Source organism: Paraburkholderia sp. CNPSo 3272, from assembly GCF_024206495.1.
In the GTDB taxonomy this organism is placed as follows: domain Bacteria; phylum Pseudomonadota; class Gammaproteobacteria; order Burkholderiales; family Burkholderiaceae; genus Paraburkholderia.
Genome location: NZ_JAMBPQ010000005.1, coordinates 14,097 through 26,485, shown reverse-complemented (window position 1 = coordinate 26,485; position 12,389 = coordinate 14,097). Strand labels below are relative to the sequence as shown.

The 12,389-nt window shown below is 65.3% G+C and carries 10 protein-coding genes; 8 read left to right on the top strand and 2 right to left on the bottom strand.

Going from position 1 to position 12,389, the window contains the following annotated elements; translation table 11 throughout:
* Positions 1-5 precede the first annotated feature (5 nt).
* Positions 6-1,358 carry an LLM class flavin-dependent oxidoreductase gene (locus M3I53_RS08020; RefSeq protein ID WP_254315425.1) on the top strand — a complete coding sequence of 451 codons (1,353 nt, stop codon included), beginning with the start codon at positions 6-8 and terminating at the stop codon, positions 1,356-1,358.
* Between the two features lie 44 nt (positions 1,359-1,402).
* Here the strand turns inward: M3I53_RS08020 and M3I53_RS08015 are convergent, their stop codons facing one another.
* Positions 1,403-2,602 (bottom strand): LLM class flavin-dependent oxidoreductase, encoded by a 1,200-nt coding sequence (locus tag M3I53_RS08015; protein WP_302057608.1) that lies wholly within the window; start codon positions 2,600-2,602, stop codon positions 1,403-1,405.
* Between the two features lie 123 nt (positions 2,603-2,725).
* Between M3I53_RS08015 and M3I53_RS08010 the strand changes: the two genes are divergently transcribed.
* The 6 genes from M3I53_RS08010 (at position 2,726) to M3I53_RS07985 (ending at position 9,095) form a co-directional block, all read left to right on the top strand.
* Entirely contained in the window at positions 2,726-2,926 is a 201-nt protein-coding gene (locus M3I53_RS08010) for a hypothetical protein (protein WP_254315424.1), read from the top strand.
* On the top strand, positions 2,904-4,502 hold the full coding sequence (locus M3I53_RS08005) for an ABC transporter substrate-binding protein (protein WP_254315423.1): 1,599 nt from the start codon (positions 2,904-2,906) through the stop codon (positions 4,500-4,502). The genes M3I53_RS08010 and M3I53_RS08005 overlap by 23 nt, the downstream gene beginning before the upstream one ends.
* Before the next feature lie 42 nt (positions 4,503-4,544).
* Positions 4,545-5,525, top strand: coding sequence for an ABC transporter permease (locus tag M3I53_RS08000; RefSeq protein ID WP_254315422.1), 981 nt, complete (start codon positions 4,545-4,547; stop codon positions 5,523-5,525).
* Positions 5,526-5,538: 13 nt separating this feature from the next.
* A complete protein-coding gene (locus tag M3I53_RS07995) occupies positions 5,539-6,516 on the top strand; it encodes an ABC transporter permease (protein WP_254315421.1) in 978 nt (325 codons plus the stop codon).
* 9 nt (positions 6,517-6,525) lie between these two features.
* The gene (locus tag M3I53_RS07990) at positions 6,526-8,238 is read left to right on the top strand and encodes an ABC transporter ATP-binding protein (RefSeq protein WP_254315420.1); all 1,713 of its coding nucleotides are present in this window, start codon (positions 6,526-6,528) and stop codon (positions 8,236-8,238) included.
* Positions 8,239-8,369: 131 nt separating this feature from the next.
* Positions 8,370-9,095, top strand: coding sequence for a haloacid dehalogenase type II (locus M3I53_RS07985; protein ID WP_254315419.1), 726 nt, complete (start codon positions 8,370-8,372; stop codon positions 9,093-9,095).
* 110 nt (positions 9,096-9,205) lie between these two features.
* Here the strand turns inward: M3I53_RS07985 and M3I53_RS07980 are convergent, their stop codons facing one another.
* Positions 9,206-10,339: a porin gene (locus M3I53_RS07980; protein WP_254315418.1), complete on the bottom strand. Its 1,134-nt coding sequence runs from the start codon at positions 10,337-10,339 to the stop codon at positions 9,206-9,208.
* 449 nt (positions 10,340-10,788) lie between these two features.
* Here M3I53_RS07980 and M3I53_RS07975 point away from each other — a divergent pair, with 449 nt between their 5' ends.
* Positions 10,789-12,387, top strand: coding sequence for a tetratricopeptide repeat protein (locus tag M3I53_RS07975; RefSeq protein ID WP_254315417.1), 1,599 nt, complete (start codon positions 10,789-10,791; stop codon positions 12,385-12,387).
* The last annotated feature ends 2 nt before the right edge of the window (positions 12,388-12,389 follow it).

Here is a 12,389-nt window from a genome sequence, read left to right as displayed (position 1 = left end):
AAAAGATGAGCCGAGCTTCGTCGCGCCGCCTGCATTTGAACGTCAATATCCTGCATTCGGGCTTCGTGCCATCGGCGTGGCGTCTCGTCGATGCCGATCCTCGCGCATTCGTCGACGTGGCGCATTACGTGCGCATCGCGCAACTCGCCGAACGCGCGAAATTCGATGCGGTCTTTCTCGCCGACAATGCGGCGATCATCGACCAGATCGACTTCCGGCCGATCACGGCGCTCGAGCCCACGGTGCTGCTGGCCAGCATTGCGGCGGCGACCACGCATATCGGCGTGATCGGTACGGCTTCGACGAGCTACAACGAGCCCTACAACATCGCGCGCCGCTTCGCCACGCTCGATCATGTCAGTCGTGGCCGTGCCGGCTGGAACGTCGTGACGACAGCCGATTTGCCGTCGGCGCGCAATTTCGGCCACGACGCTGTGCCTGATCACGCACAGCGCTATGCGCGGGCCGTGGAGTTCACGGAACTCGTCAAGTCCCTCTGGGACAGCTGGGACGACGACGCCTTCATCGGCGACAAGGCGAGCGGCCGTTTCATCGACGTGACGAAGGTGAGGCCCGTTGCGCACGAAGGGCGCTTTTTCAGGGTGCAGGGGCCGCTTAATCTTCCGCGTACGCCGCAAGGTCATCCTGTGCTCGTGCAGGCCGGTGGGTCGGGGGATGGCCGCGATCTCGCGGCGCGCCACGCCGAGGCCGTGTTTTCCGCTTCGCAATCGTTCGAGGAATCGGTGGCTTACCGGCGCGACCTCAATGCGCGCGCTGCAGCGTACGGGCGCACGCAGGCCGTGCAGGTGCTCGCCGGCCTCACGACCATTATTGGCGCGACCGAGGCTGAGGCGCTGCGGCGGCGCGACGAACTCGTCGAGCAGATTCCGTGGCGCTACAGTCTGACGCGCCTCGCGGGCACACTGGGGCTATCGCCCGATCAGCTCGACCTCGACGCGCGCCTGCCGGAGAATCTCGCGCTACCCAACGGCGGCAACGGCAATCACACGTTCTTTCATGCCACCATCGCCGAGGCGCGGCGAGGCGGCCACACGGTGCGCGAGTTGATCCGCGCGCTTGCAGGCGGCGGCGGGCATCGCGTGATCGTCGGTACACCTGAGCAGATTGCAGACGATATCGAGCACTGGTTCAAGGGCGAGGCCGCCGACGGCTTCAACCTCATGCCGGACGCGCTGCCGGACGGGCTGGAGGCGTTCGTTGACGGCGTAGTGCCGATCCTGCAACGGCGTGGGCTCTTTCGAACCGAATACGAAGGCAATACCTTGCGCTCGCATCTCGGGCTCGAGCGGCCTGCCGTTGGCGTGGCGGCGATTGGCGAGGAGCTTCAGCGCGTCTGACGTGGGGCTCGCGCGGCGCGCTTCGGGCGCCGCGAGTATGGCATTTAGCGGCGCAGGCCGGCCTCGTGCAGCAAAGGCAGGACGCGCTCGCCAAAAAAGTCGAGATCGGGCTGAAAATCGTAAAAGCTCAGTTGCACGCCGTCGACGCCTGCCGCGTGAAGCTCGATGATCTTGTCGGCCACCTCTTCAGGCGAGCCCACGATCGCGATGTTGCCGCCCACGGCGCGTGAGGCGGCCTTCGCGCGGTCTTCGAGACCGCCGCGCCAGGCATGCGCGTCGCTGTCGAAGCGGTGAAAGCTTCCTTCATCTGCGTGTGCGACGATGGCGTCGTGATAGGCGCGCGCCTCGGCGGAAGTCTCGCGGCAGATCACCATCGGATTGATCAGCGTGCGCACCTCGCGCCCATAGGCGCGCGCCGCGGCCTTCACACGCGCGGTGTGCGCGGGCAGCGCTTCCAGCGCGCGATCGATCCGCGGTCCTGCCGGGCTCGTGATGAACACTACGTCGGAGTAGCGCGCGGCGAAGTCTATCCCTGCGTCGGAGCCGGTCGCGTTGATGAGCAGCGGGCGTCCGTACCGCGGCTTGGGCGTAACGTACGCGCCTTGCAGGCGCCAGTCCGAAAGTTCCGGCTCGAAACTGAAGTTGTCCGGTTGCGCCCACAACTGCTGCACGGCGTCGAGAAATTCGGCCGCCATCTCATAGCGCCGGTCGTGCTCGATGCGGTTCCAGCCAAACATTTCGTGTTCGACGGCGCGGTGCCCCGTCACCACGTTGACGCCCCAGCGTCCGCGCGAGATGTGGTCGAGTGTAGCCGTGAACTTCGCGAAATGCAGCGGGTGCCACGGCCCGTAGAGCACATGGGTCGTGGCGGCCAGGATGATGCGTTCGGTGCGCGCGGTCAGCGCCGCCAGCGTCATGAACGAGTCGAGCGCATGGCCGTCGAACACGCCGCCATAGCCGCCTTTCGGCAGCCATTGCGACAGGGCGAAAACGAGATCGAATCCGAGCGCTTCGCACTTCTGCACGAGCGCGGCGTTGTAGTCGAACGACCAGTCCGTACCGCGCGGCAGCGTCGATGCGCTCCAGCCGCCAGCCTGGATCGGCAGGAACAGCCCCAGCATGAGCGGCTGCGCGAATGCACGCGCCACGGGACTATCGGAGAAGGCGGCGGGGGAGGCTACAGGCACGAAGGGCGTCGACGCCACGGAGGAAGTGCGCGGCTCGGCCACGGGAATTTCGCTCAAGACAGACACCCTGGAGGTTCGTTGCGGCGCCGGCGCCGTGCTAGTCGATTGGTCGATCCTTTGATTAAACACGCGCCGCACGCGAATAACAAAGAAGCTTTTCTGCTTTCCAATTGAGTTGTCGTGCTGCTGCGTTTGCAGTTCGGCGCGGCGCGTCATATGGATAGCAGCATCGCTTGGTTAGCACGCGAAGAAGCCATTGCTACGATTGCAGGACTGTCGCCACGGCGCGAATTTACCGGCTCGCGCAGAGCGCAACGTTTAGCCTCGCTTAGCCGCATTGATATCGGAACGCATCAGCATGTCACGTTTGACCCGTCGTGAATTTCTCATTGCAAGCGGCGCGGCCGCCGCCGCGGGGTTGCCCGTGCTTGCCCGCGCCCAGGGCGCCATCGCGCGCCAACGCGGTGGCACGTTGAACGTGCTGATCAATCCCGAGCCGCCCGTGCTGGTGTCGATCTTCCAGACCACGGGACCGGCGCTCGCCGCAAGCTCGAAGGTGCTGGAAGGACTCCTTGCTTATGATTTCGACCTGCGCCCGCAACCGCAGCTGGCGACCGCCTGGAGCGTGAGCCCAGACGGTCTGCGCTACACGTTCAAGCTGCGACAGAACGTGCGCTGGCACGACGGCCAGCCGTTCACTTCCGCGGACGTGGCGTTTTCGGTCGATTTACTCAGAGCGATCCACCCGCGCGGACGCAGTACCTTTGCGAACGTGACGAGGGTGCAGACGCCCGACGCCAGCACGGCCATCATCGAATTGTCGAAGCCCGCGCCATTTCTGCTCAAGGCGCTTTCGGCGGGCGAGTCGCCGATCGTGCCGAAGCACCTTTACGCCACGGCCGACCCGCTCACGAACCCGCACAACAACGCGCCCGTTGGCACCGGGCCGTTCCGCTTCAAGTCGTGGACGCGTGGCGCGAGCATTGTCTACGAGCGCAATCCCGACTACTGGGATGCGGGCAAGCCGTATATCGATGCGCTCGTCTACAAAGTCATTCCCGATCCGGCCGCACGCTCGGCGGCGTTCGAAACCGGCGCGCTCGATCTGGGCGGCGAGAACCCCGTGCCGCTCACCGACTTGCCGCGCCTCACGCAACTGCCGCAGCTCGTGACCGAAACGCGCGGCTACCGCTTCCTCGAGCCTTTGGCCGAGATCGATTTCAATCTCGATCATCCGGTGCTAAAGGATTCGCGCGTGCGCCAGGCCATCGCGCACGCGATCAATCCGCAGGTCGTGCAAAAAACCGTGGCCTACGGTTATGCGGACGTCTCGCCCACGCCGATCACGCCTGCTTCGCCATATCACGATGCGCAGATCACGCCCTATGCGTTCGACCCGCACGCGGCCGAGGCGCTGCTCGATGCGGCGGGCAAGCCACGCGGCGCGGATGGCGTGCGCTTCAGGCTGACGCACGATTACCTGCCGTATGGCGACATGTATCAGCGCCAGGCCGGCTACGTGAAATCGGCGCTCGCGCGCGTGGGTATCGACGTCACGGTGCGCTCGCAGGATCTGCCGTCGTTCCTCAAGCGTGTCTACGCCGACCGCCAGTTCGATTTCACGAGCATCGGCGTCAACACGCTGTTCGATCCGGCCGTGGGCGTGCAGCGCCTTTATTGGTCGAAGAATATCCGCCCCGGCGTGCCGTTCTCGAATGCGCCGCATTACAGCAGCGCGGAAGCGGACCGTCTGCTCGAAGCGGCGTCGGTCGAAATCGACGAAAGCCGCCGCGTGAGCCTTTACAAGCAGTTCCAGCAAACCGTTTACCGCGATCTGCCGATTCTCAACCTCGTCGCGCCGCGCATGGTCACGCTCGCCAACCGGCGCGTGCACGATCACACGGTGAGCGCGCAGGGCCTGGAAGGCAACTTCGCCGATGTGTGGCTAAGTGCCTGAGCACGTGCCAAACGCGCATCGCACCCTTGACGGAGCCCAACGATGAGCCAAAGCGACCGCTGGCGAACGATCCTGCGCCGCACGGCCTGGCAGGCGCTGCCCACGGTGCTGGGCATCGTGATCCTCAACTTCTTCCTGCTCAAGCTGATGCCGGGCGACGCCGCCGACGTGATCGCCGGCGAAGCCGGCTCCGCGACGACGGAAACGATGACGATGCTGCGCGCGAAGTTCGGGCTCGACCAGCCCTTGCTCGTGCAGCTCGGGACGTACCTGAAGCATCTCGCGCATTTCAGCCTCGGCTACTCGCCGCGTTACGACATGCCCGTGATGCAGCTGATTCTTTCGCGCTTGCCCAACACTTTGCTGCTGATGGGCGCGGCGCTTTCGCTCGCGCTCGTCGTCGGCGTGGCGCTCGGCGCCGTGATGGCGCACTGGGCCGGCAAGTGGCCCGACCGCGTGCTGTCGGTGTTCGCGCTGCTGTTCTATTCGACGCCTGGATTCTGGATCGGCCTGCTCGCCATCATTCTGTTCGCGGTCCGGCTAGGGTGGCTGCCGAGCGGCGGCAACATCACGATCGGGGCGGACCTGCACGGCTTCGCCTACGTCGCCGATGTCGCGAGGCACGTGTTGCTGCCCGCGGCGACGCTCGCCACCTTCTTCGTCGCGATCTACGCGCGCATTACGCGTGCCGCGATGATCGAGGTGCAGCGCCAGGACTTCGTGCGCACGGCGCACGCGAAAGGTCTGCATCCGTGGCGCGTGACGGTGCGGCACGTGCTGCGTAACGCGCTGATGCCGCTCACCACGCTCGTGGGGCTGCATTTCGGCACGCTGCTTGGCGGCGCGGCGGTGACCGAGACCGTGTTCAGCTGGCCAGGACTGGGCCGCCTGGCACTAGACGCGGTGCTGGCGCGCGACTTCAGCGTGCTGCTAGGCGTGCTGCTGCTGTCGTCGCTGCTCGTCATCGTGGCGAACGTCGTGGTCGATCTGCTGCAGGCGTGGCTCGATCCGCGCGTTGGTTAACGGAGGAACCTCAATGAGTTTCGAATCGCCGGAGCTGCCGGTAGACGCACGACGCGCAGCCGAGAGCCAGGGTTCGCCGTGGCGGCGTCAGTTGGCGTTCGCGCTGCTTGGCCGCCGCGGCGCCGATTGCGAAAGCGCAACCACGCGCCGCGCCGGGCACGCTTTCTGGCGCGCGCTGTTGCGCAATCCTTCGGCCTGCGCCGGCCTTGTGCTGCTCGCGGCATTCGTCGTGCTCGCCGTGCTCGCGCCGCGGCTCTATCCGGGCGACCCGCTCGACATGGTGGGCGGTCCGTTCGAATGGCCGGGCAGCGACCCGCAATTCTGGCTCGGCACCGATTCGCTCGGGCGCGACGTAGCGGCCGGCATCGCGCATGGCGCGCGCGTCTCGCTGCTGATCGGCGCGGCCTCGGCAGGCATCGGACTCGTGATCGGTACGCTCGTGGGCGCCATCGGCGGCTATTTCGGAGGCCTGGTCGACGACGCGCTGGTGCGTCTCACCGAGCTGTTCCAGACCGTGCCGTCGTTTTTGCTGGTGATCGTGCTCGTGGCCATCGGGCGGCCCAACGTGGTCGTGATCGCGCTCGCCATTGGCATTGCATCGTGGCCTACGGTCGCGCGGATCGTGCGCGCGGAATTTCGCTCGCTGCGACGTTCGGATTTCGTGCTCGCGGCGCGCAGCCAGGGATTCAGCAACACGCGCATCATCTTCGGCGAAATCCTGCCTAACGCGCTGCCGCCCGTGATCGTCACGGCTTCGGTGATGGTGGCGAGCGCGATCCTGATCGAATCGTCGCTGTCGTTCCTCGGCATGGGCGACCCCAATGTCATGAGCTGGGGGGCGATGATCGGTGCCGGACGCGATTCGCTGCGCACGGCGTGGTATCTCACCGCGATTCCCGGCGCGGCCATCGTCCTCGCGGTGCTCGGCCTCAATCTGCTCGGCGACGGCCTGACCGAAGCCCTCAATCCGCGGCAGCGGCAACGACCGTAAAGGTGTCACGTGAGCCAACTGCTGGAAGTGCGCGATCTGCGCGTGAATTTCGGGGCGCACGCAGCGGTGCGCGGCGTGAGCTTCGACATCGCGGCTGGCGAGACGCTCGCGCTGGTGGGCGAGTCGGGCAGCGGCAAATCCGCCACGGCACTTTCGCTCATGCAGCTCGTTCCCGAGCCCGGGCGCGTCACGGGTAGCGTGCGCTTCGAAGGGCGCGAACTGCTGGGCTTGCCGACCAGGGCGGTGCGCGAACTGCGCGGCAAACAGATCTCGATGATCTTTCAGGAGCCGATGACCTCGCTGAATCCCGTGCTCAGCGTGGGCGCGCAGGTCGTGGAGACGCTGCGCCAGCACGAGGCGCTGTCGCGCCGGGCCGCTCGCGCGCGCGCCGTCGAATTGCTCGATCTCGTGCGCATTCCCGAGCCGCAGCGCCGCTTCGACGACTATCCGCACGAGCTGTCGGGAGGCCAGCGACAGCGCGTGATGATCGCGATGGCCGTGGCGTGCCGCCCGCGTCTGCTGATCGCAGACGAACCCACGACCGCACTCGACGTCACGATCCAGGCGCGCATTCTCGAACTGCTCGACGCGCTGCGCCGGGAGCTGTCGATGTCGCTCCTGCTGATCACGCACGACCTGGGCGTCGTGGCCGATCATGCGGACCGCGTGGCGGTAATGCTGGCCGGGCGCAAGGTCGAAGAAGCGCCGACGGCGGATCTCTTTGCGCGCCCGCGCCACGCCTACACGCGAGGGCTCCTCGGCGCTTCGCTCAATCTCGCCGATGATCTGCACTACCGCTCGTGGACCTTGCCGGAAATCCGCCACACGGCAACGGCCGATCGGGCAGATCACGCCGACGAAGAGACGGGCTTCGTGGTGGTGCCGCGCAAGGTGCCCGAGCGCACGGCATCGAGCCTACAGGCGACGGACGCTGCGCCGCTGCTCGCGGTGCGCGACCTGCGTGTGGCGTACCCGCAGCGCCATGGCGCGCCGGCGCTTTTCGCCGTCGACGGCGTCTCGCTCGACATTGGCCGGGGCGAGTCGGTCGGGCTCGTGGGCGAGTCGGGCTGCGGCAAGTCCACGCTTTCGCGTGCGATCATGCGCCTCGTGCCGGTTGCGGGCGGCTCGATCGCGCTTGACGGCACGGAACTCGTCCCGCTCCGCGAGCGCGCGTTGCGGCCATTGCGGCGCAAGGTGCAGATGGTCTTTCAGGACCCCTATGCGTCGCTGAACCCGCGCCGCACCGTGGGTGACATTCTCGAAACCGTGCTGGCCGTGAACGGGGTTGGCGACGCGGCGGCGCGCCGTGTACGTGTGCGCTCGGCGCTCGAGCGAGTGGGGCTTCCCGCGGCGGCGCTGGCGCGTTTTCCACACGAATTCTCGGGCGGCCAGCGTCAGCGCATCGGTATTGCGCGCGCGCTCGTGCTCGAACCCGCATTGCTGATCTGCGATGAGCCGGTATCCGCGCTCGACGTCTCGATCCAGGCGCAGATCCTCAATCTGCTCGTCGAACTCAAGTGCGAGCTGGGGCTTTCCATGCTCTTCATCTCGCACGATCTTTCGGTCGTGCGCTACATCGCCGACCATGTGCACGTCATGCGACAGGGCAAGATCGTCGAGAGCGGCGACCATCAGGACATCTGGCGCGCACCGCGCCACCCTTATACGCGTGCGCTGCTCGCTGCGATTCCGGGGCGCGAGCTGGAGGCCGAAGCGGCCTGAAGCACGCAGAGTAGTAGGGCAGCAATCAGCGCGATTCCGGTTTGAGTGCTTCAATGCGTATTGCGCCGCTTTGCCGATTGGCCGAGGCGGTTCACCATGCCGTGCTCCGATCACTACAGATTCTGGCCCCTATGACGAATCGCACCGAAATCAAGGCCCTCGTATTCGACGTCTTCGGCACCGTTGTGGACTGGAGAAGCGGCGTCGCGAGGGAAGCCACCGCTTTTCTGCAGCGCCACGCGCCGAACCTCGATGCCTTCGAGTTCGCCGACGCCTGGCGGCGCGAGTATTCGCCTTCCATGGAGGAAATCCGCAGCGGACGCCGGCCCTACGCGCGCCTCGACGTGCTGCATCGCGAGAATCTCGTGAAGGTGCTGGCGCGCAGCGGTATCGCCGGCGCGACTAACGCCGAGATCGACGAACTCAACCTGGCCTGGCATCGTCTCGATCCGTGGCCGGACGCAGTCGAGGCGCTGAATCGCCTGAAACATCGCTTCATCATCGCCCCCTTGTCGAACGGCAATATCCGGCTCATGGTGGATGTGGCCAGGCGCGCCGGTCTGCCATGGGATGCGATTCTCGGCGCCGAAGTGGTGCGCGCTTACAAGCCATCGCCGCAGGTGTACACCGAGACGGCGGACATCCTGGGTCTCACGCCCGCCGAACTGTGCCTCGTCGCGGCGCATAACGGCGACCTGGCCGCTGCGCGCCGGCTGGGCCTTTCGACCGCTTTCGTCGTGCGGCCGACCGAGCACGGTCCCGATCAGAAAACCGACCTGAAGGCGGAGCAGGCATGGGATTTCGTGGTGGACGATCTCAACGAGCTTGCGAGTCAGCTTGATGCCGCGATAGATTGAGCTTTTAAAGGGAATTGCCAAAGCAGACGGGCAGGCAGACACCGAAGCGTCTGCCTGCCCGTGTTCAGATCGCCGCTGGCGCGGCGCTCACGTTGCGAGCGATCGCCGCATTAGAAGCGATGGCGGATACCCACGGTCGCCACGGCTTGCGAGTTCGAATCGGACGCGGAAACACCCATGATGTCCGCGTGAATCTTGCCTTCGCCATCCACGACACGCTGATACGCGGCTTCGGCGTACAGGTCGGTGCGCTTCGAAAGCGCGTAGTCGCCTTGCAGCGTGAACTGATGGAACTTCGGATTCACGCCGTCCAGGCTCGCGTCCGTGTACGTATAAGCGCCCGACACGGTGATTGCAGGCGTGAACGCATAACGGCCATTGATTTCAAAGTTGCTGAAGCGCGCGCTGTTGCCGGCGAACGAAGTCGTCGCACCCGCGTTCGACGAGTTGATGGCCGTGAGGTTGCTCAACTGCGTTTGCGTGAACACGAAGCCCGCGTTGGCCGCGCCGAAGGCATAGTTCAGGCCGGCGCCATAGGTGCGCTGACGCGATGCGGTGAAGGTCGCGTCGTCGCTGACCGCGCCGCTGCTGTTGATCGTCGAACCCGAGTTGTTCAACTGAAGATAGCCCGCACCCGCCTTTAGGCCGCCGAACGAGTACGTGGCGCCGACGCTGTATGCGCGGTTGTTCGCGAAGCCGCCTGCGGCGTTCGAGAAGCCGTACAGCGCATTGAACTTGAGGCCGCCGTAGTTCACGCTCTGGTACTTGAGCGAATTGCTCACGCGAAACGAGTTGTTGAGATTGTCGTTGTCGTACGGGTGCGCGGCGAGCGTGCCGCCGTACTGCGTGCCGTTGAGCGACAGTCCGCCGAGGTTGTCCACCACGCTGTCGTACTGACGACCCAGCGTGACCGCGCCGGCGCGGTCGCTCGATAGGCCGATAAAGGCCTGGCGGCCAAACATGCGGCTGCCTTGCTTCGCCGCGCCGGTCGAAATGCTGAAGCCGTTCTCGAGCACAAAAATCGTCTTGAGGCCGCCGCCCAGGTCTTCGCTACCGCGCAGGCCCCAACGGCTGCCGTTGAGCGCTCCGCTCGACTGTTGCACGTTCGAGCTGCCCGACTGGTTGCTCGTGTACAGGACGCCCGCGTCAATCAAACCGTAGAGCGTGACCGAGCTTTGCGCGTGTGCGGCGCTGGCGAAAGAGACCGCGGCAACTGCGAGGGCGGAAAGGGCGTACTTTTTCATCGTAACTCCATTGCTTTGTTATTCACTCGGAAGCGAGCGAGCGCGGAGCATAACGCGATATCCGGAATGATTTTCAGAAATTGTGGCATGGCTGCCACGATTATTGGCTAACATTTCCTTACCTGTTCCAGACTATTACGTCGGCAGCCAGATCGATCGAAATGGCAAGTAAAACAGGGGCTTTCCGCACCGACCATGCACTGGTACAAACGCGCCATTTATCGCATTTTTACCGTAATTTCTGGAAACATTTTGTGATCCATATTCCTGATTATTACCGTTAATGAATAACGCGAAGAAATACACGTTGTTCCGCGTTTCAAATCGACTGCGCCGTTCGCTATCATGATTCCCGGCGACGAGGTGCGAAGAACTCCGCGGGCGCGGCTGAGTTAAAATGCGGCCTTGAGTCCTCTTCCATGCATTCGGGCGCGAGCCCCCGCGTTCCCATGACTGACACCATCGTCGCGCTGCTCGCCCAGGCGAAGCAGCATTTCACCGCCGGCCGCATCGACGCCGCGGAGCACGACCTGCAAGCGATCCTGCAAGCGCATCCCGATCACGCGGGAGCACTAGAAGCGATGTCCTTTGTCTACGCCACGCGCGAGGATTACGCGGGCGCCGCCGAATACGCGTGGCGCGCGGCCCAACCGGCCGCAACGCTTCCGGATCAGTTGCAGCAGGCCGCACGCATTTGCCAGCTCGCGCGGCGTCACACCCAGGCCGTCGCGCTTTACGAACGCCTGCTGGCGCTCGCGCCCGATCACGTCGAAGCGCTGCATGGGGCCGCCATGTCGCTTATCCAGCTGGAGGAGGCCGAGGCCGCGCTCGTGCATCTCGCGCGCCTGGCGCGCCGGTATCCGCGTTCGGCGGAAGTGCACTACAACCGTGGCACGCTGCTTGGCGAGCTGGGCCGTTACGACGAGGAACTCGACGCGTATCGGCGGGCAATCGAACTCAAGCCGAATTTCGTCGCCGCCTACGTGAATCTCGGCGTTGCGTTGCGCGACCTGCATCGCTTCGACGACGCGCTGCGCCAGTTCAAGAAGGCCTTGTCGATCGACACGAACGACGCCGGGGCGCGCACGAATCGCGCGCAGACCAATCTGCTGCTCGGCGAATTCGAGCACGGCTGGCGCGAATACGAATGGCGCTGGCGCGACGGCACGATGACGCACGATTTCCCAGGCGCGACGCAGTGGCAGGGCCAGCCGCTTGCGGGCAAGACTGTGCTCGTGCACGCGGAACAAGGTCTCGGCGACACCTTGCAGTTCGTGCGCTTCGTCGACCGCCTGCGTGCGAAGGGCGCGAACGTGATCGTGCGCGTGCAGGACGCCCTGCTGCCGCTGCTGCAGAACGTGGCGGGCGCGGCCAGCGTCATCGGCGATTCGTCCGCGCTGCCAGCATTCGACTATCACGTGCCGATGTTGAGCCTGCCCCACGTACTCGCGCTGCGCGAAGCGGATTTCGCGACTTCGGGCGCGTATCTCGATGCGCGCGCCGACGCCGCAGCACGCGCGTCGTGGTCCGAAGTGATCGGCGAGGAACAGAATGACGATCGCCGGCTGCGCGTGGGCCTGGTCTGGTCGGGCAGTACGACGCACGTGAACGATCGCAATCGCTCGATGCCGCTTGCGGAACTCCTGCCCCTGTTCGACGCCGATGTGCGCTTCGTTTCCCTGCAAAAAGAACTGCGCGAGCGCGACCGCGCGTGCATGGACGACCTCGTGCAGCGCGGCCGGCTGATCGACGTCGGCGCGCGCCTCACGACGTTTTCGGCGACGGCGTCGCTTGTCGCGCAGCTCGATCTCGTGCTCGCCGTCGATACGGCGGTCGCGCATCTGGCGGGCGCCCTCGGCAAGCCCGTATGGATTGCGCTGCCGTTCACACCGGACTGGCGCTGGCAGCTGAATCGCGACGACAGCCCGTGGTACGCCGATGCGCGTCTGTTCCGCCAAACGCGCCGCGGCGAATGGGCCGACGTGGTGAGCGCATTGCGCACGGCGCTCGATGCGCGGATCGCCGCGCGCGAGGCTGCCCAAGAATGACC

What these genes read in the sequence shown, in the direction of transcription:
- M3I53_RS07985 (WP_254315419.1), top strand. Translation starts at nt 8,370, where the DNA reads ATGACGAATCGCACCGAAATCAAGGCCCTCGTATTCGACGTCTTCGGC.
- M3I53_RS07975 (WP_254315417.1), top strand. Translation starts at nt 10,789, where the DNA reads ATGACTGACACCATCGTCGCGCTGCTCGCCCAGGCGAAGCAGCATTTC.
- M3I53_RS07980 (WP_254315418.1), bottom strand. Translation starts at nt 10,339, where the DNA reads ATGAAAAAGTACGCCCTTTCCGCCCTCGCAGTTGCCGCGGTCTCTTTC.
- M3I53_RS07995 (WP_254315421.1), top strand. Translation starts at nt 5,539, where the DNA reads ATGAGTTTCGAATCGCCGGAGCTGCCGGTAGACGCACGACGCGCAGCC.
- M3I53_RS08020 (WP_254315425.1), top strand. Translation starts at nt 6, where the DNA reads ATGAGCCGAGCTTCGTCGCGCCGCCTGCATTTGAACGTCAATATCCTG.
- M3I53_RS08005 (WP_254315423.1), top strand. Translation starts at nt 2,904, where the DNA reads ATGTCACGTTTGACCCGTCGTGAATTTCTCATTGCAAGCGGCGCGGCC.
- M3I53_RS08000 (WP_254315422.1), top strand. Translation starts at nt 4,545, where the DNA reads ATGAGCCAAAGCGACCGCTGGCGAACGATCCTGCGCCGCACGGCCTGG.